At 73.6% G+C, this 24716-nt stretch carries 24 protein-coding genes; 20 read left to right on the forward strand and 4 right to left on the reverse strand.

Features of this window, described 5'->3' with window-relative positions:
* Positions 1–334 precede the first annotated feature (334 nt).
* From infC to C5508_RS13570, 4 genes are all read left to right on the forward strand, one after another.
* Positions 335–982 (forward strand): translation initiation factor IF-3, encoded by a 648-nt coding sequence (gene infC / locus C5508_RS13555; RefSeq protein WP_104525480.1) that lies wholly within the window; start codon positions 335–337, stop codon positions 980–982.
* 55 nt (positions 983–1037) lie between these two features.
* Complete coding sequence (rpmI, locus tag C5508_RS13560) at positions 1038–1232, forward strand: 50S ribosomal protein L35 (protein ID WP_104525481.1); 195 nt, start codon at positions 1038–1040, stop codon at positions 1230–1232.
* A 35-nt stretch (positions 1233–1267) separates the two neighbouring features.
* The gene (gene rplT, locus C5508_RS13565; RefSeq protein ID WP_104525482.1) at positions 1268–1657 is read left to right on the forward strand and encodes a 50S ribosomal protein L20; all 390 of its coding nucleotides are present in this window, start codon (positions 1268–1270) and stop codon (positions 1655–1657) included.
* 203 nt (positions 1658–1860) lie between these two features.
* Complete coding sequence (locus C5508_RS13570; protein ID WP_104525483.1) at positions 1861–2649, forward strand: TrmH family RNA methyltransferase; 789 nt, start codon at positions 1861–1863, stop codon at positions 2647–2649.
* A gap of 10 nt (positions 2650–2659) precedes the next feature.
* Here the strand turns inward: C5508_RS13570 and C5508_RS13575 are convergent, their stop codons facing one another.
* Positions 2660–3586, reverse strand: a complete 927-nt coding sequence (locus tag C5508_RS13575) for an AurF N-oxygenase family protein (RefSeq protein ID WP_104525484.1) — start codon at positions 3584–3586, stop codon at positions 2660–2662.
* A gap of 61 nt (positions 3587–3647) precedes the next feature.
* On the opposite strand from C5508_RS13575, the gene C5508_RS13580 reads away from it, so the two are divergent.
* Entirely contained in the window at positions 3648–4310 is a 663-nt protein-coding gene (locus C5508_RS13580) for a TetR/AcrR family transcriptional regulator (protein ID WP_157944092.1), read from the forward strand.
* 14 nt (positions 4311–4324) lie between these two features.
* Positions 4325–4621 carry a DUF4873 domain-containing protein gene (locus C5508_RS13585; RefSeq protein WP_104525485.1) on the forward strand — a complete coding sequence of 99 codons (297 nt, stop codon included), beginning with the start codon at positions 4325–4327 and terminating at the stop codon, positions 4619–4621.
* Positions 4622–4624: 3 nt separating this feature from the next.
* Here the strand turns inward: C5508_RS13585 and C5508_RS13590 are convergent, their stop codons facing one another.
* Positions 4625–6889, reverse strand: a complete 2265-nt coding sequence (locus C5508_RS13590) for an EAL domain-containing protein (protein ID WP_232797128.1) — start codon at positions 6887–6889, stop codon at positions 4625–4627.
* A gap of 69 nt (positions 6890–6958) precedes the next feature.
* Entirely contained in the window at positions 6959–7801 is an 843-nt protein-coding gene (locus C5508_RS13595) for an EamA family transporter (RefSeq protein WP_198598077.1), read from the reverse strand.
* A gap of 180 nt (positions 7802–7981) precedes the next feature.
* Here C5508_RS13595 and pheS point away from each other — a divergent pair, with 180 nt between their 5' ends.
* From pheS to C5508_RS13620, 5 genes are all read left to right on the forward strand, one after another.
* Positions 7982–9049, forward strand: a complete 1068-nt coding sequence (pheS, locus tag C5508_RS13600) for a phenylalanine--tRNA ligase subunit alpha (protein ID WP_104525487.1) — start codon at positions 7982–7984, stop codon at positions 9047–9049.
* Positions 9046–11508 carry a phenylalanine--tRNA ligase subunit beta gene (gene pheT, locus C5508_RS13605; RefSeq protein ID WP_104525488.1) on the forward strand — a complete coding sequence of 821 codons (2463 nt, stop codon included), beginning with the start codon at positions 9046–9048 and terminating at the stop codon, positions 11506–11508. Before pheS ends, pheT begins: the two co-directional genes overlap by 4 nt.
* Entirely contained in the window at positions 11501–12304 is an 804-nt protein-coding gene (locus C5508_RS13610; protein ID WP_104525489.1) for an SDR family NAD(P)-dependent oxidoreductase, read from the forward strand. Before pheT ends, C5508_RS13610 begins: the two co-directional genes overlap by 8 nt.
* 3 nt (positions 12305–12307) lie before the next feature.
* Positions 12308–12862 (forward strand): DUF1643 domain-containing protein, encoded by a 555-nt coding sequence (locus tag C5508_RS13615; protein ID WP_104525490.1) that lies wholly within the window; start codon positions 12308–12310, stop codon positions 12860–12862.
* 133 nt (positions 12863–12995) lie between these two features.
* Positions 12996–14687: a SpoIIE family protein phosphatase gene (locus tag C5508_RS13620; protein ID WP_157944093.1), complete on the forward strand. Its 1692-nt coding sequence runs from the start codon at positions 12996–12998 to the stop codon at positions 14685–14687.
* A 33-nt stretch (positions 14688–14720) separates the two neighbouring features.
* Here C5508_RS13620 and C5508_RS13625 read toward each other — a convergent pair whose 3' ends face one another.
* Positions 14721–15056 carry an STAS domain-containing protein gene (locus tag C5508_RS13625; RefSeq protein ID WP_157944094.1) on the reverse strand — a complete coding sequence of 112 codons (336 nt, stop codon included), beginning with the start codon at positions 15054–15056 and terminating at the stop codon, positions 14721–14723.
* A gap of 147 nt (positions 15057–15203) precedes the next feature.
* Here C5508_RS13625 and argC point away from each other — a divergent pair, with 147 nt between their 5' ends.
* From argC to tyrS, 9 genes are read left to right on the forward strand one after another with little or no spacing between them, the layout of a single operon-like run.
* On the forward strand, positions 15204–16235 hold the full coding sequence (gene argC, locus C5508_RS13630; RefSeq protein ID WP_104525503.1) for an N-acetyl-gamma-glutamyl-phosphate reductase: 1032 nt from the start codon (positions 15204–15206) through the stop codon (positions 16233–16235).
* A complete protein-coding gene (argJ, locus tag C5508_RS13635) occupies positions 16232–17383 on the forward strand; it encodes a bifunctional glutamate N-acetyltransferase/amino-acid acetyltransferase ArgJ (RefSeq protein ID WP_104525493.1) in 1152 nt (383 codons plus the stop codon). Before argC ends, argJ begins: the two co-directional genes overlap by 4 nt.
* Entirely contained in the window at positions 17380–18402 is a 1023-nt protein-coding gene (gene argB, locus C5508_RS13640; protein WP_104525494.1) for an acetylglutamate kinase, read from the forward strand. Before argJ ends, argB begins: the two co-directional genes overlap by 4 nt.
* On the forward strand, positions 18399–19589 hold the full coding sequence (locus C5508_RS13645) for an acetylornithine transaminase (protein ID WP_104525495.1): 1191 nt from the start codon (positions 18399–18401) through the stop codon (positions 19587–19589). Before argB ends, C5508_RS13645 begins: the two co-directional genes overlap by 4 nt.
* The gene (gene argF, locus C5508_RS13650; protein ID WP_104525496.1) at positions 19586–20530 is read left to right on the forward strand and encodes an ornithine carbamoyltransferase; all 945 of its coding nucleotides are present in this window, start codon (positions 19586–19588) and stop codon (positions 20528–20530) included. Before C5508_RS13645 ends, argF begins: the two co-directional genes overlap by 4 nt.
* On the forward strand, positions 20527–21066 hold the full coding sequence (locus C5508_RS13655) for an arginine repressor (RefSeq protein WP_104525497.1): 540 nt from the start codon (positions 20527–20529) through the stop codon (positions 21064–21066). The genes argF and C5508_RS13655 overlap by 4 nt, the downstream gene beginning before the upstream one ends.
* Entirely contained in the window at positions 21063–22505 is a 1443-nt protein-coding gene (gene argH / locus C5508_RS13660; RefSeq protein ID WP_104525498.1) for an argininosuccinate lyase, read from the forward strand. The genes C5508_RS13655 and argH overlap by 4 nt, the downstream gene beginning before the upstream one ends.
* Before the next feature lie 2 nt (positions 22506–22507).
* On the forward strand, positions 22508–23170 hold the full coding sequence (locus tag C5508_RS13665) for a DNA-3-methyladenine glycosylase (RefSeq protein ID WP_104525499.1): 663 nt from the start codon (positions 22508–22510) through the stop codon (positions 23168–23170).
* Positions 23167–24444 (forward strand): tyrosine--tRNA ligase, encoded by a 1278-nt coding sequence (gene tyrS, locus C5508_RS13670; RefSeq protein ID WP_104525500.1) that lies wholly within the window; start codon positions 23167–23169, stop codon positions 24442–24444. Before C5508_RS13665 ends, tyrS begins: the two co-directional genes overlap by 4 nt.
* Positions 24445–24716: the final 272 nt, after the last annotated feature.

Here is a 24716-nt window from a genome sequence, read left to right on the forward strand (position 1 = left end):
TTGTCTTTTTTTTTATTTATTATCGTGCCACCCGATACTTAACTCTTCCTCGTCGTCGGTAGAGGTAGATGTGTATAAGGAACAGGCTGTAGAGTGGGCGTGCCTCCCCCCGCTACATCGAGGCGCGCGAACCACCCAGCGGCCCCGCCCCGGGCCGCTGAACCAAAGAGGAGCCCGCTCCCACCTGACGCCCCCTGGGCGCCCAGGTCCCGGATCGCGAGAACCGGCCACCGGTCGGCGCTCGCGTGCGCACGCACCCTGACGGGTCGTGTGCCACCGGCGAGTGGGCCCCGTGAGCAGACGCTCACGGGGCCTTACGTCTGTCGGCGCCCGGGTGGGCCAGCGACTCCTCCCATGCAGCTGCAGAGGAGAGGCCATCACCGAGCCCCGCATCAACGACCGCATCCGTGTCCCCGAGGTCCGTCTCGTCGGACCCGAGGGCGAGCAGGTCGGCATCGTGTCGATCGGCGAAGCGCTGCGGCTGGCCCAGGACTCCGAGCTCGACCTCGTCGAGGTCGCTCCCATGGCCCGGCCGCCCGTCGCCAAGCTCATGGACTACGGGAAGTTCAAGTACGAGGCCGCCCAGAAGGCGCGTGAGTCGCGGCGGAACCAGGCGCTCACCGTCATCAAGGAGATGCGGCTGCGCCTCAAGATCGACCCGCACGACTACGAGACCAAGAAGGGCCACGTCGAGCGCTTCCTCAAGGGCGGCGACAAGGTCAAGATCACCGTGATGTTCCGCGGTCGCGAGCAGTCGCGCCCGGAGATGGGCTACCGCCTGCTGCAGCGGCTGGCCGGCGACGTGTCCGAGCTGGGCGTCGTCGAGTCCAACCCGAAGCAGGACGGCCGGAACATGGTCATGGTGATCGCCCCGCACAAGAACGCGCAGGCGCTGCAGCAGCAGGCGCAGGCCGCCGCGCAGTCCGCCAAGGCTCGTGCGGACAAGGACGAGCAGCCCGAGGAGCAGGCGCCCACCGCCTGAGAAGTACCCCTCCTGCAGGGCCCACGACTTACGACAGACGAACAGGACGAGGGACATGCCGAAGCAGAAGACCCACAAGGGCACGGCCAAGCGCGTGCGCGTGACGGGCTCCGGGAAGCTCGTCCGCGAGCACACGAACAACCAGCACAAGTTCGAGGTCAAGTCCTCGGGCCGCAAGCGCCGCGTGAGCGGGATCGGCGTGCTGTCCAAGGCCGACGCGCCGCGGATGAAGAAGCTGCTCGGTCTCTGACCGCCCTTTACTGACGAGAAGACAGGAGCTCTCACGTGGCACGCGTGAAGCGGGCGGTCAACGCCCAGAAGAAGCGTCGTAGCGTTCTCGAGCAGGCCAGCGGTTACCGCGGCCAGCGCTCGCGGCTCTACCGCAAGGCCAAGGAGCAGATCCTCCACTCCGCGACCTACAACTACCGCGACCGCAAGGTGCGCAAGGGTGACTTCCGCAAGCTGTGGATCACCCGCATCAACGCCGCGGCCCGGCTGAACGACATGACCTACAACCGGTTCATGCAGGGCCTCAAGCTGGCCGGCATCGAGCTGGACCGTCGTGTCCTGGCCGAGCTGGCCGTCAACGAGCCGGCTGCCTTCGCCACGCTCGTCGAGTCCGCCCGGGCCGCGCTCGCCGCGAACCCCCAGGCCACCGGCGCCCAGGCGGCCTGAAGAAGGAGAAGGACCCTCCTGTCCCCACCGCTCGCGCGCTCGCGGTGGGCCCCTGCAGGAGGGTCGCCGACGCCGTCGGCGTCCGGTCCTCGCGGACCGGCGCCGGCGGCGTCGCCGTCTGTACGGGCCGAGATCTGCACACCCGCCCCCGTCGGCCGCCCGATGGAGGCGGATGTGCAGATCTCGCCGAGGAAGGGAGAACCGTGACCGAGCTGCTGACCGAGCGATCCGGCCGGGTCGTCGCTGCCCGCAAGCTCACCCGTCGCGCCGGGCGGGACGCCGCCGGACTCTTCCTCGCCGAAGGGCGCCAGGCGGTGGTGGAGGCGCTCGCCGACCCCGCGGGCGTGCGCGAGGTGCTCGCCACCGAGGCTGCGGCCATGGCCCACCACGACCTGCTGGCCGCGACGACGGTGCCGGTCCGGCTGGTGACGGAGAAGGCCGCTGCCGCGCTGTCGGAGACGGTGACCCCCCAGGGGCTGGTCGCCGTCTGCGAGTTGCGCGACGTCCCGGCCCAGACCCTGGCCTCCGCGCCGCCGCGGCTGTCCGTGGCCCTGGCCGAGCTCGCCGACCCGGGCAATGCCGGCACCGTGCTGCGCACCGCCGACGCCTGCGGTGCCGGTGCCGTCGTCTTCGGCGCCGGCTCGGCCGACCCGTACGGCGGCAAGGCCGTCCGCTCGAGTGCCGGGAGCCTGTTCCACGTCGACGTCGTCCGCGGCGCACCCCTGGAGACGCTGCTGCCCTCGCTGCGGACCGCCGGTGTCACCGTGCTCGCCGCCGACGGTGGGGGAGAGGCCTCCCTCGACCAGCTGGGCCCGCAGCTGGCCGGACCGGTTCTCTGGCTGTTCGGCAACGAGGCCCGAGGGGTGCCGGTCGAGCTGGCCGCCCTGGCCGACGCGCGGGTGCGCATCCCGATGCGTGGCCGGGCCGAGAGCCTCAACCTGGCAGCCGCCGCCGCGATCTGCCTCTACACGACCCAGCTCGCCCAGCGGTAGCCGCCGAGGCTCAGAGCAGGCCGGCGCGCCGCCAGAGCCGCTCCGACGAGCCGCCGATCAGGCCCACCCCGCGCAGGAACGAGACCAGCCCGGCCGAGGAGTCCTTGAGCTTGGCGTTGTAGTGCTCGTTGCTGCGTGCCGCGGCGCGGGCGACCTTCGGATCCAGCCCCACCGCCGCGTAGACCTGCGGCTGCACCAGGTTCTCCGCCACGATCGCCGCGCACGCAGCCACCATCGCGCGGTGCCTGCGCAGCTGCAGGAACGACAGCTCCGGCGTGCGGCGAGCGACCTCCTCGCGGGCGAAGCGCATGTGCCGCGCCTCCTCGACGACATGGATCTGGCTGGTCGCGCGGGTGAGCGGCTGGACGCGCTCGTCCTTCATGAGATCGCGCTGGAAGATGTCGAGGATCTCCTCGGCGACCAGGATCGCGGCGTACGCGGCCGGGCCGTCCGCCCGCGCGACGTAGCCCTTGCCGAGTCTGAGCAGACTGGGCGGCGGTCCGTAGGACGGCGCCCCGAAGGTCTGCGCGGTGCGCGCGAACATCACGGAGTGCCGGCACTCGTCGGCGATCTCGGTGAGCGCCCACTGCACGTGCGGCTGCGCGGGGTCCTCGCCGTAGATGTCGCGCAGGACGAGCTGCATCAGCAGGTGCTCGAACCAGATGCCGATGCCCGAGATGGAGCAGTACTCGTGGATGGTCAGCGTGACCCGCTGGGAGTGGTCCAGTGCGTCCCACAGCGGCGTGCCGTACAGCGTGGACCACTCGGGTGACAGACCGTAGAGGTCGTCCGGGATGGGCGCCGTCCAGTCGATGTCCACGACCGGGTCGTAGGACTTCCTGGCGGCCGAGCCGAGCAGCCGCGACGACAGCGCCTGCCGGTCCACGGGGGCCTTGGTCGCCGCGCGGCTCGGACCGGACGGAAGGATGGTGGTCATCGGCGGTCTCCCCAGCTCGTCGATCAAGGCTGTGAGGAAGGTAGCTGTTACCGTGGAACACATGCAACGGGTCGCCGAGTCCCCGGGCGTGGCGGGCTCGCCGTCGGTGCCCGACGGGCGGCGCTCGCGCTGGACCGAGCACCGTCGGGCTCGCCGGGAGGAGCTGGTCGCCGCCGCCGTCGCCGCGGTTCGTCTGGTCGGCCCAGACTTCTCCGTGGACGACGTGGCGCGCAGCGCCGGCGTGTCCAAGACGGTCATCTACCGGTACTTCAGCGACAAGGACGAGCTGATCGACGCCGTCCTGGAGCGCGTCTCGCAGGCCATCCTGCTGCCTCGGCTGCTGGGCGAGCTGACGCTGGACCGGGGAGACGACCGGGACCGGTTGCGGTCGGTGATCGCCGCCTTCGTCTCGCTCATCGAGGACGAGCCGGCCCTCTACCGCTTCGCCTACGCCCAGACCGGTCGGGCCGGTCGGGCCGATCTGGTCGCGGCCACGGAGCACGCTGTCGCCACCGCACTGGGCGGGCTCCTCGCCGCGCGGCTCACCGAGGCCGGGCGGCCCGCCGACGGAGCCATGACGTGGGCCTACGGCGTCGTGGGCATGGTGCAGCTGGCCGCGCACTGGTGGTCGGTGGCGCGCACCGTGCCGGCAGCCGACCTGGTCGAGCAGCTGACGGACCTGGCCGACGGCGGCCTGGGCACGCTGCTCCCGCCCCGCGGCTGACTGAGAGGGGATCGATGAGCGAGCACGAGGAGCCCGAGGGCTACGAGGGCGAGGTCACCGTCGTCGTGGACGGGATGACCAGCACCGTCCGGGCCGCGCTCGGCGCCCGGTTCGACCCGCTGGTGGGGTCCGTGGTCTGGTCCGGTCGGGTGGCCGCGCAGGTGCCACCGCGGGCCCGCCTGGAGATCACCACCCCGCACGGCGTCTCGGCCGCCGAGGCGACCGAGACCGACCCGTGGGGGAACACCCGCGTCCACGGGATCGGACGACCGCCGTTCCCCGTCGAGCTGCTGGAGGACGCCGGGCGCTGAACGTCAGCGGGCCGGCGTGCGCCCGGCCGCGCGGTCGGCGACGGCGAGCAGCCCCGCGACGTCGTCGGCGTCGGCCGGGAAGCTGGCCGCGCCCATGGCGACGCCGAGGACGATCGGCATGCCCTCGACCACGACCGGTCCCGACACCGCCGCACTCAGCTCGTCGAGCAGCCGCTCGACCTCCTCGCCGGCCCTGCCCGGGGCGAGCCCGGGCAGCATCACGGCGAAGGAGTCGCGGGTCCAACGGGCAACCAGGTCGCCGCGGCGCAGCCGGCCGCACAGCCGCTCGGCGGTACGGCGCAGAAGCGCCTCGGCCGCGGCCGGCCCGTACTCGCACTCGAGCTGGGCGTGACCCTGCACGGCCAGGACGAGCAGCCCGACCGCGTCCCCGGTCGCCCGGGCGTTCCACAACGCGGTCTCGACCTGCTGCTGCAGATGAGCGCGCGTCGGCAGGCCGGTGAGCGGATCGGTGACCGCCAGCTCCTCGATCTGGGCGAGATAGCTGAGCCCGCGGTCGCGCTCCCGCTGCAGCGCGCGCTCGGCTTCCACCCGTTGGGTGACGTCGACCTGCACGCCGATGTACTGGACGACGGTGCCGGACTCGTCGGTGACCGGGGCCAGGTGCAGCTCGTTGAACCACGGCGTCCGCTCGGTGCCGCGCACGTTGAGCAGGATCTCCCGGCACTCCTCGCCGGCGGCGATCGCGTCACGGATGCGGGCGACCGCGGCGATGTCGGTGTCGGGTCCCTGCAGGAACCTGCAGTTTCGGCCGAGCAGCTCCTCGCGGGGCAGTCCCGCGAGCCGCTCGAAGGCGGTGTTGACGTAGACCATCGGCTGGTCGGGCAGCCGCACGTCGACCAGGCAGACGCCGCTGGGCGTGGCGTCCAGCGCCCGGCGGACGAGCAGGTTGTCCCCGAGCAGCTCGGCGACGGCGGTGTCCACGGTGGGTGCGGCAGCCTCTTGGCGGGTCACCGCGGCTGTCACTGCCCGCGCCACGCCCGGTGCGACCCGGTCCATCAGGCTGCGCGCGGCGCGGACGGCGACGTCGCGGTCGTAGGTGAGGGAGTACTCGAACTGTCGCTCGAGGTCCGAGCCGACCGTGCCGAGGTCGCGGGCCAGCAGCGCCACGCTGAAGTGCGGAGCCAGGACGACGACGTCCCACTCGCCGCGGACGGGGTCCGTGGGAGCGAGATCGGCGCCGCGCAGACCGGGGAGCGGCTCGACCGGCAGCCCCTCGCCGAGGGCGCACACGAAGCCGGTGCGCTCGACCAGGTCGCGGTAGCGCTGGGTGGTCGAGGGTGTGAAGTGCCGGGCCTCCTGGAACGTGGCCGCGACGACGCAGGTCTCGCCCAGCCGCATGGCCTCGCGCTCGAGCTGCTTGCTCAGCTCGATCAGCAGGCTCTTGGGCGCGCGGCGCAGCGCGGTGCCCTCGGGCATGCAGGAGAAGGGCGACGGTGCCGGCCCGGCCGCGTCGTCGTCGACCGGGCCGGGCAGTGCGCCGGCCGGCCGGTCGGTGGCGGGGGCGTCGGAGGGGCGGCCGAAGAGCCAGCCCTGCCCGAGCGTGGCACCCAGGGCGTGGGCCATCGCCAGGTGGCGGTCGTCCTCGATGCCCTCGGCGAGCACCACGGCGCCCGTGGTCTGGGCGTAGGCGTTCACCGCGTTCATGATTTGGGCGATGGCCGGCCCGGGGCGCTCCTGGACCAGGCGCAGGTCGAGCTTCACCACGTCCGGGCGCAGTAGGGGCATGAAGGCCAGCGACATGGGATCGGCCCCCACGTCGTCCAGCGCAATGCCCCAGCCGAGCTCACGGACGCGGGCCACGGAGCGCAGCAGCTCCGCCGGCCGGGTCGCGATCGCCCGCTCGGTGATCTCCAGTACCACCCGCAGCCGCCCGGGGGCGGCGTCGGCGATGGCCAGCAGCTCGTCGAGCGGCGCGGTGTCGAGCACCTCCGGCTCGACGTTGACGAAGAGCGCCAGCGGGGCGGCGAGGCCGTGCCGGGTCGCGCCCTCGAAGGCGGCCACCCGGCAGGCGCCGTCCAGCTCGGCCAGCCGGCCGGCGGCGCGCGCGGCGGCGAAGAGCTGGTCGGGCCGCTCCAGCGGGCCCTGCGGTCCGCGGGCGAGCGCCTCGTGCGCGACCACACGGCCGGTGTCGAGTTCGACGATCGGCTGGAAGACGCTGCGCACGCCGCCGGGACGCAGGGCAGCGTCGAGGGCAGCGACCAGCACAGGGTCGAGGGCAGCGTCGGGGATCGGGCGCACGGGGTCCACGGATCGGGCATCGGCCGCCGGGTGGCCGGACCGAAGCCGGCCGGTGGGATGCACCCCCGAAGGGGGAGGTCAGCCGGGCAGCGTGATGAGCACGACGGCAGCAGCAGCGGCCGCCAGCCCGGTGACCTGAGCGGGGACCAGCCGCTCCCGCAGCACGAGCTGCGCGAGGACGACGGTGCTCACCGGGTAGAGCGAGGAGAGCACCCCGGTGATGGCGAGCGGCCCACCGGCCTGGGTGGCGAGCAGGAACAGCGCGTTGGCGGCCATGTCGCCCAGTCCTGAGACGACGATCAGCGGGAGCGCTGCCCGCGTCGGCCGCACCGACCGGCGCCCGGCGAGGGCGACCAGCAGCACGAGCGCCACCGACGCCGTGCGCGCGGCGACCAGCGGGGTGAGCCCGGCGTCGGCCGACGTCCGGTCCAGCAGGACGAAGAACAGCCCGAAGGCGGCGCCGGCGAGCAGAGCCGGGCCCACGCTGGCCGGTCGAGCCGCCCGCAGGACCCGGAGCCCGCCCTCGGCCGACACCAGGACGACGGCGACCAGTGCGAGGAGGATGCCGGCGGTCGCGGGTGGGCCGATCCGGTCCCCGCCGAGCAGGCCGACGAGCACGGGCACTGCGGCGGCGGTGACGGCGGTGACCGGCGCGATGACGCTCATGAGGCCACCGGCGAGCGCGCGGAAGAACACCAGCAGGCCGGAGGACCCCGCGATGCCGGCGGCGCCGGCCCAGCCGACGTCGGCGGCGCCGACCGGTCCACCCAGCCACGGGAGCAGGACGAGCAGGGCGACCAGCCCGGCGATCTGCGACACGGCGACGACGGCGGACACCGACGCCCTGCGACTGGCCAGACCGCCCAGGAAGTCCGACGCCCCGTAGACGACGGCCGATCCCAGCGCCAGCACGACCGCCACGCACACCTCCGTGACTCCGTTGTTGATCAGGTCACCTGATCAACACGGGTCCTACCTCACGGTCGACGGCGAGGTAGGACCCCGAACGGTGAGGGAGGACGCCGGTGTCGGCGACGTCGGGCATCGTCGCAGCGGAACCCAGGCGCGGGCCGGGTGGGGGGACGGGCAGAATGGCTCCCCGTGTCTGGCGCCAACGATCCGTACGACCCGAAGCAGGTCGCCGCGCTGTCCCAGGAGGCCCTGGACGACGCGCTCGCGCTCGGCGTCGCGGCCTTCTCGAACGCCGCCGACCTGGAGCAGCTGGCCGCCGTCCGGCCCGATCACCTCGGTGACCGTGCGCCGCTGCTGCTGGCCCGCCGCGAGCTGGGAGCGCTGCCCCCGGCGGCGCGCTCCGACGCCGGCAAGCGGCTGAACAGCGTGCTCGGTGACCTCAAGACGTTCTACGCCGAGCGGCTGGGGCAGCTGGAGGCCGAGCGCGACGCCCGCGCCCTGGCCGAGGAACGGGTCGACGTCACCCTGCCGTGGGACCGCACCCCTCGCGGCGCGCGGCACCCGCTGACGACGCTGACCGACCGGATCGCCGACATCTTCGTGGGCATGGGCTACGAGGTGGCCGAGGGGCCGGAGCTCGAGGCGGAGTGGCTCAACTTCGACGCCCTCAACATCGGCCCCGACCACCCGTCGCGCTCGATGATGGACACCTTCTTCATCGCCCCGGAGAACTCCGGTCTGGTGCTGCGCACGCACACCAGCCCGGTGCAGGCGCGCACCATGCTCGACCGGCAGCCACCGATCTACGTCGTCGCCCCGGGCCGGGTCTACCGGACCGACGAGCTGGACGCCACGCACCTGCCGGTCTTCACCCAGGTCGAGGGTCTCGCCGTCGACAAGGGCCTGACCATGGCCCACCTGCGCGGCACGCTGGACCACCTGGCCCGGCAGCTGTTCGGTGCGGAGGCGCGCACCCGGTGGCGCCCGCACTTCTTCCCGTTCACCGAGCCCTCGGCGGAGTTCGACGTCTGGTTCCCCGAGCACCGGAACGGCCCGCAGTGGGTCGAGTGGGGCGGGTGCGGGATGGTCAACCCGCGGGTGCTGCGGGCCTGCGGCATCGATCCCGACGAGTACTCCGGCTTCGCCTTCGGCATGGGCATCGAGCGGGCCCTGCAGTTCCGCTCCGCGGTGTCGGACATGCACGACATCGCCGAGGCCGACATCCGCTTCACGAGCCAGTTCGGAGTCGAGCAGTGAAGGTCCCCGTCAGCTGGCTGTCCGAGCTCGTCGACCTCCCGGCGGGCATGCCCGTCGAGGAGCTCGACGCCGCGTTCGTGCGGCTGGGCTTCGAGGTCGAGGAGATCGTCCGCCCGCCCGCGACCACCGGCCCGCTCGTGGTCGGCCGGGTCCTGGACATCGAGGAGCTCACCGGCTTCAAGAAGCCGATCCGCTACACGCAGGTCGACGTCGGCGAGGCGCAGCCGCGGGGCATCGTGTGCGGCGCCCGCAACTTCGCCGCCGGCGACCTCGTGGTGGCCGCGCTGCCCGGCGCCGTGCTGCCCGGGAACTTCGCGATCGCCGCGCGGAAGACCTACGACCACATCTCGGACGGGATGATCTGCTCGGTCCGCGAGCTCGGAATCGGCGAGGACCACGCCGGCATCCTCGTGCTGGGTCAGGACGGCTTCGAGCCGGGCACCCCGGCCGCCGACGTCCTGGGCCTGGACGACGTCGTCTTCGACCTCGAGGTGACCCCCGACCGCGGCTATGCCATGTCCATGCGCGGGATCGCCCGCGACCTGGCCGGCACCCTCGGCGTCTCCTGGCGGGATCCGGCGGACCTGCCGCTGCCGGCCTGGTCCGGCGCCCCGGCCTGGGACGTGACCGTCGCCGACGCCGACCGCTGCGACCGCTTCTCCATGCTCGCGCTGGAGGACCTCGACCCGTCGGCACCCAGCCCGTGGGCGCTGCGGCAGCGGCTCACCCAGTGCGGCGTGCGGAGCATCTCGCTCGCCGTCGACGTCACCAACTACGTGATGCTCGAGCTCGGCCAGCCGATGCACGCCTTCGACCGGGACGCCGTGCGCGGCCCGATCACCGTCCGGACGGCCACCGCGGGAGAGCGGCTCACCACCCTGGACGGCGCCGACCGCCGGCTGACCGACGACGACCTGCTCATCACCGACGACTCCGGGCCCATCGGCATGGCCGGCGTCATGGGTGGCGCGTCGACCGAGATCGGCGACTCGACCACCGCGGTGCTCCTGGAGGCCGCGCACTGGGAGCAGACCGGCATCTCGCGCGGGGTGCGCCGGCACCGGCTGCCCAGCGAGGCGGGCAAGCGGTTCGAGCGCGGCACCGACCCCGAGGTCACCGTGGTCGCGCTGGCCAGGGCTGCCGGGCTGCTCGTCGAGCACGGCGGTGCCCGCGTCGTCGGAGCCCCGGTCGACGTCGACACCCGCGCGCCGCGGCAGGCGATCGCGCTGGACGCCGGCCTGCCCGGCCGCATCGCCGGCGTCGACTACACGCCGACGCAGGTCGTCGAGGCGCTGGAGGCCGTCGGCGTGACCGTCGAGGGCGACGGCGGAACCCTGCGCGTCACTCCGCCGTCCTGGCGCGGCGACCTGCTGGAGCCGGCCGACCTGGTCGAGGAGGTCGTGCGCTTCCGCGGGTTCGACGAGATCCCCTCGATCCTGCCCACCGCGCCGCCCGGACGCGGACTGACCGAGCGGCAGCGCCGCCGGCGCAGCATCGGCCGCACCCTGGCCGAGGCCGGGTACGTCGAGGCGCCGGCGTTCCCGTTCATCGGAACGCCGCAGCTCGACGCGCTCGGCCTGCCCGGGGACGACGACCGTCGCCGGGTCGTCACGGTCCGCAACCCGCTCTCGGAGGAGGCCCCCGTCCTGCGGACGACGCTGCTGCCGGGCCTGCTCGCCTCGCTGGCCCGCAACGTCGCGCGCGGTCTGCGCGACGTCGCGCTCTTCGAGCACGGTGCGGTGTTCTCCGGCGGGGAGCGCGCCGCAGCACCCCTGCCGGGGGTCGATCGCCGGCCCGACGACGCCACCCTCGCCGCCCTGCTCGGCGCGGTGCCGGCGCAGCCGTGGCACGTGGCCGTGGCGGTCACCGGTCAGCGCGAGCCGCGCGGCTGGTGGGGCCCGGGCCGTCCGGCCGAGTGGGCCGACGCCGTGCAGGCAGCGCGGGTCGTGGCCCAGGCCGCGGGGGCCGAGCTGACCGTGCGCGCGGGGGAGCGGGCGCCGTGGCACCCCGGCCGGTGCGCCGAGCTGCTCGTCGGGGACCGGGTCGTCGGTCACGCCGGTGAGCTGCACCCGAAGGTCTGCGAGACCCTCGGCCTGCCGCCGCGCACCTCGGTGATGGAGCTGGACGCCGACGCGTTCCCAGCGCCGACCGTGCCGGTGGCCCCCTCGATCTCCACCTTCCCGCCGGTGCACATGGACGCGGCCCTCGTGGTGGCGAAGCACCACCCGGAGGCCGAGCTGCGGGCAGCACTCGCCGAGGGCGCCGGCGAACTGCTGGAGGACCTGCGGCTGTTCGACGTGTACGAGGGCAGCCAGGTGCCCGAGGGGCACCGGTCGCTCGCCTACGCCTTCACCTTCCGGGCACCCGACCGGACGCTCACCGGCGAAGAGGCCAAGGCCGCCTTCGACGGGGCGGTGTCCATGGCCACGGCCGGCTTCGAGGCGACGCTCCGTGCCTAGGCTGACCGGCGTCGCCCTGGTCACCGGGGCGTCCTCGGGGATCGGCCGGCACCTCGTCGAAGGGCTGGCCGCCCGGGGCATGGCCGTGGCCGGTGTCGCCCGGAACGCCGACCGGCTGCGGACGGCGATGGACGAGGTCGCCGCCGCCACGGGAGCGCGCACCCTGGCGGTGGCCGCCGACGTCACCGACCGGGCGTCGGTGGAGGACGCCGTGGGAGAGGTTCGCGAGCAGCTCGGGCCGGTGGACCTGCTGGTCAACAACGCCGGGCTGATCGACGAGTACGAGGTGCCGGTGTGGGAGGCCGACCCGGACCAGTGGTGGGACGTCGTGTCCAGCCACGTCCGCGGCGGATTCCTGCTGTGCCGCACCGTGGTGCCGTGGATGGTGCTGCGCAACCGTGGTCGGGTGGTGAGCATCAACAGCGGGATGGGCGCCCGCGGGGTCGCGGAGTACTCGGCCTACTCGGTGGCGAAGACAGGCCTGATGCGGCTGACCGAGTCGCTCACCCTGGGGCTCGAGGGCTCGGACGTCCGCGCTTTCGACGTCGCTCCCGGCGTGGTGGACACCCCGATGACCCGGGCCATGCCCAAGTGGGCGAACTTCACCGACTGGACGCCGCCGGAGGCCGTGGTCGAGCTGATCGCGGCCATCGCCGCCGGTGAGCTGGACCAGTGGTCCGGCCGGTTCGTGCGGGCGGGCAAGGACGACCTCGACGTGCTCCGCTCCACCACGCCGGAGGATGCCTCCCGGCAGCTGCGCCTCGCGCCCTACGGCGACGCCGATCCGCTGGCCTGACCCGTGACCGATCCGTTCGCCGAAGTCGCGGCGGGGCACGGGCTGGTGGATCTTCCCGGCACCTCGCCTGACGGCCTGCCCGAGCGGTACCTGTACTCGCCGGACATGGTGTTCCGGTATGCGTTCGGGCGCTGGTGGGGCGACCCGGACCTCCCCTCGACGGTGGTGTGGGTGCTGCTCAACCCCGCGACCGGGGACACCGAGCGGCGGCGCCGTCCGACCCTGGACCGGTGCATCGGCCGCTCGCGGGACATGGGCGCCACCGGTCTGCTGATCGTGAACCTGTTCGCCTACCGGCACACCGACCCGCGGATGATCCGCTCCACTGCCGACCCCGTGGGCCCGGCCGGGGACGACGCCCTGCGGGCCTTCACAGGTGCTGCGGCGACGACCGTGGCCGCCTGGGGGAGCCACGGCTCCTGGCGGGGCCGGTCGAGCCACGTGGCGCCGCTGCTGGCCGACCCGGTGTGCCTCGGCACGACCGCCGGCGGGGAGCCGCGTCATCCGCTGTACGTACCGGCCGACGCCCCGCTCGTCCCGTGGCGCCCGCCGATGTGAGGTCCTCCGCCGCGTCGGCTCGGTCGGCTGCCGGCTCCCGCTCACGACCGATCGCCCCTAGCGCTGATCGCCGAGGCACCTACAGTGGCCACACGAGGACGGTTGGTAGGTGCGTGCCCGCGCCGGTGGAGGCGTGAGAGCAGTGGACGGACCGCAGGCCCGGCGCGAGCAGCCCGGCGCCGTCGAGGGGGCGCGTGAGCTCCACCTGATGCGGGCTGCCGTCGAGGGCGGCCTGGACGGAATGGTCGTCGTGTCCTCCGACGGCATCATGATCGCTTCGAACCGCAAGTTCCAGGAGATCTGGCCGATCCCGGCCGATGTCGTCGCCTCCGGTGACGACGAGGCCGCGCTGGCCTCGGTGCTGGACAAGCTGGTCCATCCGGAGACGTTCCTGGAGCGGGTTCACGATCTCTACGCGCAGGCGTCGGGCTCGGCTCGCGACGAGCTGGAGCTGCGCGACGGCAGGGTCCTCGACCGATATGGCACGGCGCTGCGGGGTCCCGACGGCGCCTACATCGGGTGGGCCTGGTACTTCCGTGACGTCACCGCTGAGCGCGCGGCCGCGGTGGACGCGGAGCTGCTGCGGGCCCTGGTCGCGGTGGCCCACGCGCTGGCCGGCGCCGGCACCGAGTCCGACGTGCTGTCCATCGTCAGCGGCCGCGGCGCGTCGGTGCTGGGCGCGCAGGGGGCGGCTCTCTGCCTCCTGGAGGCCGACCGAGCGCACGTGCGCGTCCTGGGGACGACGTTCTTCGACGAGGAACTGCGCACCGACGTGGCCACCCTGCCGGTGGACGCCCCGCTGCCGCTGGTCCACGTGGCCGCGACCGGCACGCCGCTGTTCCTGAGCGACCGGGAGGAGGGTGTCCGGCTGTTCCCCGGCGCCGAGGACGTCTACGTCCGCGCGCGCACCGAGGCGACGGCGGCCGTGCCCCTCGCTGTCCACGGCAGGTCCATCGGCTCCCTGGCGGTGGCGTTCGAGGAGCGCAAGGCGTGGCGGGTGTCCGACCAGGCGCTCCTGTCGGCGCTGGCCTCCCTGACCGCCCTGGCGCTGGAACGGCTGGGTGCCCAGGCGGCCGAGCGAGAGGCCGTACGCCGGATCCGGCACCTGTCCGAGAGCCTGCAGCGCAGTCTGCTCACCGCGCTGCCACGCTCGGACCGGCTGGACATCGCCGGTCGCTACCAGCCGGCCGCCCGCGAGGCGGAGGTCGGCGGTGACTGGTACGACGCGTTCTCCACCGAGGACGGGACGCTGACCCTCGTGGTCGGTGACGTCGCGGGCCACGACAGCACCGCGGCGGCGGCCATGGCCCAGGTGCGCAACGTCCTCCGCGGTGTGGCCCAGACGTTGCCGGCGGCACCCGCAGCGGTGCTCACCGCGCTGGACGGGGCCCTGCTGCGGCTGGGGGTGAGCACCTTGACGACGGCGGTGCTCTGCCAGGCATGGCCGAGCGAGGACGACCCGACCGGCCGGACCCTGCGACTGCGGTGGAGCAACGCCGGGCATCCGCCGCCGCTCTTCCTGCACCCGGACGGGCGCTGCGATCTGGTCGACGGAGCGCCCGAGCTCCTGCTCGGCGTCCAGGCCCAGAGCCCCCGCACCGATCGCGACATCGACCTGCCGCCCGGGACCACCCTGCTGCTCTACACCGACGGGCTGGTGGAGCGTCGGCACCGGCTGCTCGACGACGGCATCGAGGCGCTGCGCCTGGCGGCGGAGGAGTTGCACGGTCTCCCGCCCGAGGAGCTCTGCGACGGGCTCCTGGACCGGCTGGTGGGCGAGAGCGAGGACGACGTCGTCCTGCTGGTGGCGCGGGTCTCCGGGTAGCCGGGCCGCGGCGGCGGCTCAGTGGCCAGTCGATCAGGCGACGGTCGCGAACAGTGGCCCCGCGCCGGTGAGGTCGACGAGCCGCTGCACCGACTGCGTCGGCCGGCGCAGCTCGGGCAGGCGGCCGGAGCGGCGGGCCGCCTCGGTCTCCTGGACGACCAGGCGCAGGGCCCGGCAGTCGAGGAACGTCGTCGCCGAGACGTCGACCGCCACCGGCGCCCGCCCGGGTCGCCGGGCCGCGGCGTCCCAGATCGCGACGACGGCGGCGTCGACCTCGCCCCGGAGCCGGAGCACCGGACCGGTCTCCTCGTCGACCACGTCGATGTCGCCGAGCGGCCCGAACGGGGCGCTCTCCCTGATGGTCTGCACGGTGGCTCCCTCCCCGCCGGCGAGGTTCGCCGGACAGGTGCCACAGTGCCTCTGGGTGCTGACAGAAACGCGAACGGGAACTGGCAAGCGGCTGGCAAACCCGCATGAACGTTCATGCATGACCGTGTATGGTCATGCACCGTGAACATGCAGACGTGGACGGTCGGGGTCACCGGCGCCACCGGGTACGCGGGGGGAGAGGTGTGCCGGCTGCTGGCCGGTCACCCGAACCTGCGGCTGGCCGGGGTGCATGCCAACTCGAGCGCCGGCCGACGCCTGGGCGAGCTGCAGCCACACCTCCTGCCGTTCGCGGAGATGACCGTCCAGCCCAGCGACGCCGCGAGCCTCGCCGGTTACGACGTCGTCGTGCTGGCCCTGCCGCACGGTGAGTCCGCCGCCATCGCCGACCAGCTGCCCGCCGAGACGCTCGTCATCGACTGCGGTGCCGACCACCGGCTCAACGACCCGGCCGCCTGGGCCCGCTGGTACGGCGGAGTGCACGCCGGGACCTGGCCCTACGGTCTGCCGGAGCTGCCCGGACAGCGGGAGAAGATCGCCGGCGCCACCCGGGTCGCCGTCCCCGGCTGCTACCCGACCTCGGTCACCCTGGCGATGGCCCCGGCGCTGGCCGCCGGCCTGGTCGGGCCCGACGTCGTCGTGGTCGCCGCGAGCGGCACCTCCGGCGCGGGGAAGTCGCCGAAGCCGCACCTGCTCGGCAGCGAGGTCATGGGGGCGGCCAGCGCCTACGGCGTCGGCGGGGTGCACCGGCACACCCCGGAGATGATCCAGGGGCTGACCCAGGTCGCCGGCGGGCCGGTGAGGATCAGCTTCACGCCGACGCTGGTGCCGATGAGCCGGGGGATCCTGGCCACCTGCTCGGCGCCGTTGGAGCCCGGCGTCGACGCCGACGCCGCCCGCGCCGCCTACGCCGAGGCCTACGGCGGGGAACCGTTCGTGCACCTGCTGCCCGAGGGCCAGTGGCCCACCACGGCGCAGGTCCTCGGCGCCAACACCGTCGCCCTGCAGATCGCCGTCGACGCCGACGCCAACCGGCTGGTCGTCGTGGCCGCCGTCGACAACCTCACCAAGGGCACCGGGGGAGCGGCGGTCCAGTGCGCCAACCTCGCCCTGGGCCTGCCCGAGACCACGGGCCTTCCTCTCGTCGGAGTCGCGCCATGAGCACCACCGCCCCTCAGGGGTTCTCCGCCGCGGGCGTCGCGGCCGGGCTGAAGTCCTCCGGCGCCCCCGACGTCGCCGTCGTCCTCAACACCGGGCCCGACGACGCCGCGGCCGCCGTCTTCACCACCAACCGGTTCCCGGCCGCACCCGTGCAGTGGAGCCGCCAGGTGCTGGCCGGGCAGCGGGCGCGCGCCGTCGTGCTCAACTCCGGTGGGGCCAACGCCTGCACCGGTCCCGAGGGCTTCCAGGACACCCACGCGACGGCCGAGCACGCCGCAGCACAGCTCGACATCGGCGCGATCGACGTCGCCGTCGCCAGCACCGGCCTGATCGGCGTCCGGCTGCCCATGGACGAGCTCACCGCCGGGATCACCGCGGCGGTCCAGGCCCTGAGCGAGGACGGTGGCCCCGACGCCGCCCGCGCGATCATGACCACCGACAGCGTGCCGAAGACGACTGTCCAGCAGCGGGACGGGTGGACCGTCGGCGGCATGGCGAAGGGCGCGGGCATGCTCGCCCCGAGCCTGGCCACGATGCTCGTTGTCCTCACCACCGACGCGACGGCCGATCCCGACGTGCTGCAGCGGGCTCTGAAGGCAGCGACCGCCGTCAGCTTCGAGCGGGTCGACTCCGACGGGTGCCTGTCCACCAACGACACGGTGCTCGTGATGGCCAACGGCGCCCGGGGCGCGACCCCCACCGAGGAGCAGCTCACCGAGGCGCTCACCGCCGCCTGCACCGACCTCGCCATGCAACTGCTCGCCGACGCCGAGGGCTCGACCAAGGACATTGCGATCACCGTCCGCAACGCCGCGAGCGTGCAGGACGCGCTCACCGCCGCACGGGCGTGTGCCCGCAACAACCTGCTGAAGACGGCGTTGTTCGGCAACGACCCCAACTGGGGCCGGGTCCTCGCCGCGATCGGCACCACCGACGCCGCCTTCGAGGCCGACCAGGTCGACGTCACGATCAACGGCGTCACCGTCTGCCGCGGCGGCTCGATCGGCGACCCGCGCGAGGGCGTCGACCTCACCGGCCGGGCGATCACCATCGACGTCGACCTGAGGGCCGGCGCCGAGCAGGCAACGGTCTGGACCAACGACCTGTCCATCGCATACGTGCACGAGAACTCGGCCTACTCCACATGAGCGAGCACCAGGACCCCGCACCCCAGGACCCGACGCCACCCGACGTCCGCATCGACGAGGCCGCACCGCCGCCGAAGCTGCCGCGCACGGTCGGCACCCACCGGGTCATGCGCACGCACGACCCGGAGGGCGACGCCGCCAAGGTCGCCGTCCTCACCGGGGCCCTGCCCTGGCTCAAGGAGTTCCACGGCAACGTCGTCGTCATCAAGTACGGCGGCCACGCGATGGTCGACGACGCCTGCCGCCGGGCGTTCGCCGAGGACATGGTCTTCCTGCGGACCTGCGGCATCCTGCCGGTGGTCGTCCACGGCGGCGGGCCGCAGATCAGCGCCATGCTGGCCAAGCTCGGCATCGCCAGTGAGTTCCGCGGCGGCCTGCGGGTCACCACCCCCGAGACGATCGACGTGGTCCGGATGGTGCTCACCGGTCAGGTCGGTCCCGACATCGTCGGCCTGATCAACCAGCACGGCCCGATGGCCGTGCACCTCTCGGGCGAGGACGGCGGTCTGTTCACCGCCCAGCGCACCTCGGCGGTCGTGGACGGGGAACCGGTCGACGTCGGGCTGGTCGGCGACGTCGTGGCGGTCGACACCACCCCGGTCACCGCGCTGCTCGAGGCGGGCCACATCCCGGTCGTCGCCAGCGTCGCCCCCGACGCCGACGGCGTCGTGCACAACGTCAACGCCGACACGGCAGCGGCGGCGCTGGCCGCCGCCCTGGGCGCGGTGAAGATGGTGGTGCTGACCGACGTCGAGGGCCTCTACGCCGACTGGCCCGACCGGGACTCGCTGGTCCAGCAGATCGACGCCCGCGAGCTGGCCGAGATCCTGCCCACGCTGGACGCCGGGATGATCCCGAAGATGGCCGCCTGCCTGCGGGCGGTCGAGGGCGGGGTGAAGCGGGCGACCGTCGTCGACGGCCGCACCCCGCACGCCCTGCTGCTGGAGACGTTCACCACCGAAGGCACCGGGACGATGGTCGTCCCGGCGAAGGACCAGAAGGAGGGCACAGCACCATGACGACGCACACCGAGGAGCTGGCCCGTCGCTGGTCGGCCGTGATGATGAACAACTACAAGGCACCGCCGGTCGCGCTGGCCTCCGGCACCGGGGCCACCGTCACCGACGTCGACGGCCGCGAGTACACCGACCTGCTCGGCGGCATCGCGACGACGATCCTCGGCCACGCCCACCGCAAGGTCGTCGAGGCCATCACCACCCAGGCCGGCCGGCTGGGCCACGTCTCCAACCTCGCCATGCACGAGCCCGGGGTGCTGCTCGCCGAGCGGCTGCTGGACCTGGCCGGTCGCCCCGGCCGTGTCTTCTTCTGCAACTCCGGCGCGGAGGCCAACGAGGCGGCGTTCAAGGTCAGCCGGCTCACCGGCCGGCCGCAGGTGATCACCGCGGAGGGCGCGTTCCACGGCCGCACCATGGGCGCGCTGGCGCTCACCGGCCAGCCGTCCAAGGCCGCCGCCTTCGCACCGCTGCCCGGCGGCGTCGACTACGTGCCCTACGGGGATGCCGCGGCGCTGGCGGCGGCGGTCTCCGAGCAGACCGCCATGGTGCTGCTGGAGCCGATGCTCGGCGAGGGCGGCGTGCTGCCCGCGCCGGCCGGCTACCTGGCCTCGGCGGCCGCGGCGGCCGAGGACGCCGGCGCACTCTTCGCCCTCGACGAGGTGCAGACCGGCATCGGCCGCACCGGTCACTGGTTCGCACACCAGGCCGAGGGGCTGCACCCCGACGTCATCACGCTGGCCAAGGCGCTCGGTGGCGGCCTGCCGATCGGGGCGATGCTGGCCTTCGGCGAGGCGGCCGACCTGCTGACGGCGGGATCCCACGGCTCCACGTTCGGGGGCAATCCGATCGCCGCCGCCGCGGCCCTCGCCGTCCTCGACACCATCCGCGACGAGGGACTGCTCGAGCGCGCCAAGGAGATCGAGCACCGCTTCACCACCGGCATCGAGGCGCTGGGTCACGCCGGCATCAGCGGCGTCCGGGGCAGGGGCGCCCTGCTCGGCGTCGTCCTCACCGCCGACGTCGCCCCCTCGGTCGAGGCGAACCTGCGCGACGCGGGCTTCCTCGTCAACGCCGTCGCGCCGGGCGTGGTCCGGCTCGCTCCGCCCCTGGTCCTCACCGACGCGCAGGTCGACGCCTTCGTGGCGGCGCTGCCCGCGGCCCTCGATCCCGCTCTGGAGACCCTTCAGTGACCCGGCACTTCCTCAAGGACGACGACCTCGCCCCGGCCGAGCAGGCCGAGGTGCTGGCGCTGGCCGCGTCGCTCAAGGCCGGCCGCGGCAGCGCCGAGGCACCAACACCGCTGCGCGCGGCCAACGGCACCCCCCGCCCCGTCGCCGTGCTCTTCGACAAGCCCTCGACCCGCACCCGGGTGTCGTTCTCCGTGGGCGTCACCGAGCTGGGTGGGTTCCCGCTCGTCGTGGACGCCGGCAGCAGCCAGCTCGGCCGCGGGGAGTCGGTGGAGGACACCGCGCGGGTGCTCGACCGCCAGGTCGCCGCCATCGTGTGGCGCACCTTCGGCCAGGAGCGGATCGAGGCGATGGCGTCGGCCAGCCGGGTGCCGGTGGTCAACGCGCTGACCGACGAGTACCACCCGTGCCAGATCCTGGCGGACCTCCAGACGATCATCGAGCGCAAGGGCTCGCTGGCCGGCCGCTCGATGACCTACCTCGGTGACGGCGCCAACAACATGGCGCACTCCTACCTGCTGGGTGGCGCCACCGCGGGCATGCACGTGCGGGTCGGCTCACCGGAGTCCTTCCGGCCCGACCCGCTCGTGCTGGGACGGGCGGCCGCGATCGCGGCGGAGACCGGCGGCTCGGTGGGCTGGACCGCCGACGCCGAGGCGGCGGCCGACGGCGCCGACGTCCTGGTCACCGACACGTGGGTGTCGATGGGCCAGGAGGGCGAGTACGACGCCCGGGTGGCGCCGTTCCTGCCGTACGCGGTGGACGACGCGGCGCTGTCCCGGGCCGCCGACGACGCCGTCGTCCTGCACTGCCTGCCGGCCTACCGCGGCAAGGAGATCTCGGCCGCCGTGATCGACGGGCCGCAGAGCGCGATCTGGGACGAGGCGGAGAACCGGCTGCACGCCCAGAAGGCGCTGCTGCTCTGGTTGCTGGAGCGCACATGACCTCCGCCGTCGGCCGCTCGGCGCGCCAGGCGCGCATCCGCGGGCTGATCGAGTCCCAACCGGTCAGCTCGCAGACGCAGCTGGTGGCGCTGCTGGCCGAGTCGGGCATCGAGGTCACGCAGGCGACGCTGTCCCGCGACCTCGAGGAGCTCGGGGCGGTGAAGCTGCGCGGTTCCGACGGCGCTCCGGCGTCCTACGTCGTGCCACCGGAGAACGCCCCGCTGAGACCGGCCCAGACCGCCCCGGCGCGGCTGACCCGGCTGCTGGCCGACCTGCTCACCAGCGCCGAGGGCAGCGCGAACCTCGCCGTGCTGCGGACCCCGCCCGGTGCGGCGCAGTTCCTCGCCTCGGCGCTGGACAAGGTCGGCCTCCCCGACGTCCTGGGCACGATCGCGGGGGACGACACTCTGCTGGTCGTCTCCCGGGCCCCCGACGGCGGGCCGGCCCTGGCCGACCGGCTCCGGGCGCTCGCGCAGCGCACGCCGGCCGTCTACCCCGAATTGAGCGCCGACCTGGAAGAGGAACCCGGCACGTGAGCAGCCCCGCACCTGGATCGCACACCCGGCTCTGGGGTGGTCGCTTCGGCGGCGGCCCGTCGCCCGCGATGGCGGCGCTGAGCAAGTCCACCCACTTCGACTGGCAGCTCGCGCCCTTCGACCTGGCGGGCTCCCGGGCCCACGCGCGCGTGCTGCACCGTGCCGGCCTGCTCGCCGACGACGAGCTGGAGCAGATGCTCGGTGCCCTCCGGGCGCTCTCCGAGGAGGTCGCGGCCGGCACGTTCACCGCCATCGGGAGCGACGAGGACGTGCACGAGGCGCTCGAACGCGGCCTCACCGAGAAGCTCGGCGCCCTGGGCGGCAAGCTGCGCGCCGGACGCAGCCGCAACGACCAGATCGCCACGGACCTGCGGCTCTACCTGCGCCACCACGTGCGCACGCTCGTGGGGGAGCTGTCCTCGCTCGAGTTCGCGCTGCTCGGACTGGCCGAGCGGTACGCCGACGTCGCCGCCCCGGGCATGACCCACCTGCAGCACGCCCAGCCGGTGCTCATCGCCCACCAGCTGCTCGCGCACGCCCACTCCATCGCCCGCGACGTCGACCGGCTGCGTGACTGGGACAAGCGGGCCGCCGTCAGCCCCTACGGCTCGGGCGCGCTCGCCGGGTCCTCGTTGCCCCTGGACCCCGACGCCGTCGCCGCCGAGCTCGGCTTCGACCGCGCGTCGGAGAACTCGATCGACGGCGTGAGCGACCGCGACTTCGCCGCGGAGTTCTGTTTCGCCGCGGCGCTCCTCGGCGTCCACCTCTCCCGGCTGGGGGAGGAGGTCGTGCTCTGGACGTCGACCGAGTTCGGCTGGGCCCGCCTCGACGACGCCTGGGCCACCGGGTCGTCGATCATGCCGCAGAAGAAGAACCCCGACATCGCCGAGCTGGCCCGCGGGAAGTCCGGCCGGTTCGTGGGCAACCTGACCGGCATCCTGACGATGCTCAAGGGGCTGCCGCTGGCCTACGACCGCGACCTGCAGGAGGACAAGGAGCCGGTCTTCGACTCCATGGAGCAGCTGCTCCTCCTGCTCCCCGCCGTCACCGGGATGATGGCCACCCTGACGCTGCGCCCCGAGGCCCTCGAGGCCGCCGCCCCGCAGGGCTTCGCGCTGGCCACCGACGTCGCCGAGTGGCTGGTCCGCCAGGGCGTGCCGTTCCGGTCGGCGCACGAGATCAGCGGCGCGATGGTCGCCTTCTGCGAGGAGGCCGGCCTGGAGCTCGACCAGCTCGACGACGACCAGCTGGCCGGGATCGACGAGCGGCTGACACCCGACGTGAGGTCGGTGCTGTCCGTGCGAGGCGCGCTGGCGGCCCGCAGCACCCGTGGTGGCACCGCGCCGGTTCGGGTCGCCGAGCAGATGACCGGCCTCGAGGCACTGGCCACCGAGCACGCCGACTGGGCCTCGTCGTCGCCGGTGGCGCCGGCGCTCTGAGCATGTCGCTCCCCTCCGGGCCCGAGCCGGGTCCCCTCGTCCGCGAGGAGGACCTGCTCGGGCCGGTCGACGACGTCGCGCGGTCGCTGCTCGGCTGCTGGGTGGTGACCAACCGTCCCCAGGGGCAGGTGGCACTGCGCCTGACCGAGGTCGAGGCGTACTCGGGGTCCGGCGTCGACCCCGCGGCCCACTCACACCGGGGGCCTACGCCCCGGGCGGCCATCATGTTCGGCCCGCCCGGTCGGCTCTACGTCTACTTCTCCTACGGCGTGCACTGGTGTGCGAACGTCGTCGTGGGTCAGGAGGGCGACGGCGAGGCGGTGCTGCTGCGCGCCGGCGAGGTCGTGGTGGGGGAGGAGCTGGCTCGCTCCCGCCGACCGGCCGCCCGGAGTGCGCGCGACCTCGCCGGCGGACCCGCGCGGCTCACCCAGGCGCTGGCCATCGGACGGGAGGACCTCGGCACCGATCTGCTGGACCCGGCCTCGTCCGTGCGGCTGCACCGGGGGAGGGCGCCGGCGGGGATCACCGCCGGACCGAGGGTCGGCATCAGCGTGGCGACCGAGCTGCCCTGGAGGTTCTGGGAGACCGGTGCGCCCTCGGTGAGCGCCTTCCGGGCGGGTGGCAAGCCCCGGCGCAACCGGGCGGGGCAGGATGAGACCTCGTGACCGACGTGATCGACGAACTGCACCGCCGGGGCCTGATCGCCCAGAGCACCGACGAGGCCGCCCTGCGCGAGCACCTCGCGGCGGGACCGGTCGCCTACTACGCCGGCTTCGACCCGACTGCGCAGAGCCTGCACGTCGGGCACCTGCTCCAGTTCATGGTCCTGCGCGCGCTCCAGCGTGCCGGCCACCAGCCGATCGTGCTCGTGGGTGGAGCCACCGGGCTGATCGGTGATCCCCGGCCGTCGTCGGAGCGCCAGCTCAACGACCGCGACACCGTGGCGACGTGGGTGGAGCGCATCCGCGACCAGGTCGCGCCCTTCCTCGACGTGCCGGCCGAGGGCGAAGGCCTGAAGGGTCCGATCTACGTCAACAACCTCGACTGGACCGCGCCGATATCGGCGATCGACTTCCTGCGCGACATCGGCAAGCACTTCCGGGTGAGCCAGATGCTGGCCAAGGAAGCGGTGTCGGCGCGGTTGAACTCCGAGGCCGGCATCAGCTACACCGAGTTCAGCTACCAGATCCTGCAGGCCAACGACTACCGCGAGCTGCACCGCCGGCACGGGGTGACGCTGCAGACCGGCGGCTCGGACCAGTGGGGCAACCTCACCGCCGGCATCGACCTGGTCCGGCGCACCGAGGGCGGCAAGGTGCACGCGCTGTCCACCCCGCTGGTGACCAAGTCCGACGGCACGAAGTTCGGCAAGTCCGAGGGCGGCGCGGTCTGGCTGGACCCGGAGCTCACGTCGCCGTACGCGTTCTTCCAGTTCTGGCTGAACGCCGACGACGCCGATGCCCGGGCCTGGCTGCCGCTGTACTCGGAGCGTCCGGCCGAGGAGGTGGAGGCGCTGATCGCGGAGAGCGTGGAGCGGCCTGCCGCGCGCACGCTGCAGCGCGCGCTGGCCGAGGAGCTGACGCGCCTGGTGCACGGGCCCGAGCAGCTCCGCCAGGCAGAGGCGGCCGGCCGCGCGCTCTTCGGGCGTGAGGACCTGGCCTCCCTCGACGCAGGAACGCTGACCGCGGCGTTGCAGGAGGCCGGCAGCATCACCGTCGACGGCGGCCTGCCGACCATCGCCCAGCTGCTGCAGCGGACCGGCCTGGTGAGTTCGCTGTCCGAGGCGCGCCGCACGGTCAAGGAGGGCGGCGCGTACCTGAACAACGAGCGCGTCACCGACGGCGACGAGGTGCCCTCGGCCGACGCATGGCTGGCCGGCGGATGGCTCGTGCTGCGCCGGGGCCGGCGCTCGATCGCCGGCGTCCGGAAGGGCGACTGACCCTCCCGCCCGCGGCACAGTGGGGGTGTCGGGCGTCACCGACCCCGGGTTTGACCCGGCCCCGAGGGCCGTGTAACTTTCTCTTTGCGCCGCGCGGCCCGGAAGGGCCGCCGGGCCAGACCTCCTCTAGCGAGGCTCTGGGAACCGGCGTAGAGTTGGACATCCAGCCAGGGACGGAGCCCGGAAGGGTCGAGTTTCTGCGCGTCCGCTCCTTGAGAACTCAACAGCGTGCCGAAAGTCAGTGCCAAGTAATACCCCGTGTCAGGGCTTTG

The sequence above is a fragment of the Blastococcus atacamensis genome (genome assembly GCF_002938425.1).
GTDB classification, from domain to species: domain Bacteria; phylum Actinomycetota; class Actinomycetes; order Mycobacteriales; family Geodermatophilaceae; genus Blastococcus; species Blastococcus atacamensis.

Coding starts and splice junctions, on each gene's coding strand:
- rpmI (WP_104525481.1), top strand. CDS start 1,038: ATGCCGAAGCAGAAGACCCACAAGGGCACGGCCAAGCGCGTGCGCGTG.
- C5508_RS13575 (WP_104525484.1), bottom strand. CDS start 3,586: ATGACCACCATCCTTCCGTCCGGTCCGAGCCGCGCGGCGACCAAGGCC.
- C5508_RS13580 (WP_157944092.1), top strand. CDS start 3,648: ATGCAACGGGTCGCCGAGTCCCCGGGCGTGGCGGGCTCGCCGTCGGTG.
- C5508_RS13585 (WP_104525485.1), top strand. CDS start 4,325: ATGAGCGAGCACGAGGAGCCCGAGGGCTACGAGGGCGAGGTCACCGTC.
- argC (WP_104525503.1), top strand. CDS start 15,204: ATGCAGACGTGGACGGTCGGGGTCACCGGCGCCACCGGGTACGCGGGG.
- argJ (WP_104525493.1), top strand. CDS start 16,232: ATGAGCACCACCGCCCCTCAGGGGTTCTCCGCCGCGGGCGTCGCGGCC.
- argB (WP_104525494.1), top strand. CDS start 17,380: ATGAGCGAGCACCAGGACCCCGCACCCCAGGACCCGACGCCACCCGAC.
- C5508_RS13645 (WP_104525495.1), top strand. CDS start 18,399: ATGACGACGCACACCGAGGAGCTGGCCCGTCGCTGGTCGGCCGTGATG.
- C5508_RS13655 (WP_104525497.1), top strand. CDS start 20,527: ATGACCTCCGCCGTCGGCCGCTCGGCGCGCCAGGCGCGCATCCGCGGG.
- C5508_RS13665 (WP_104525499.1), top strand. CDS start 22,508: ATGTCGCTCCCCTCCGGGCCCGAGCCGGGTCCCCTCGTCCGCGAGGAG.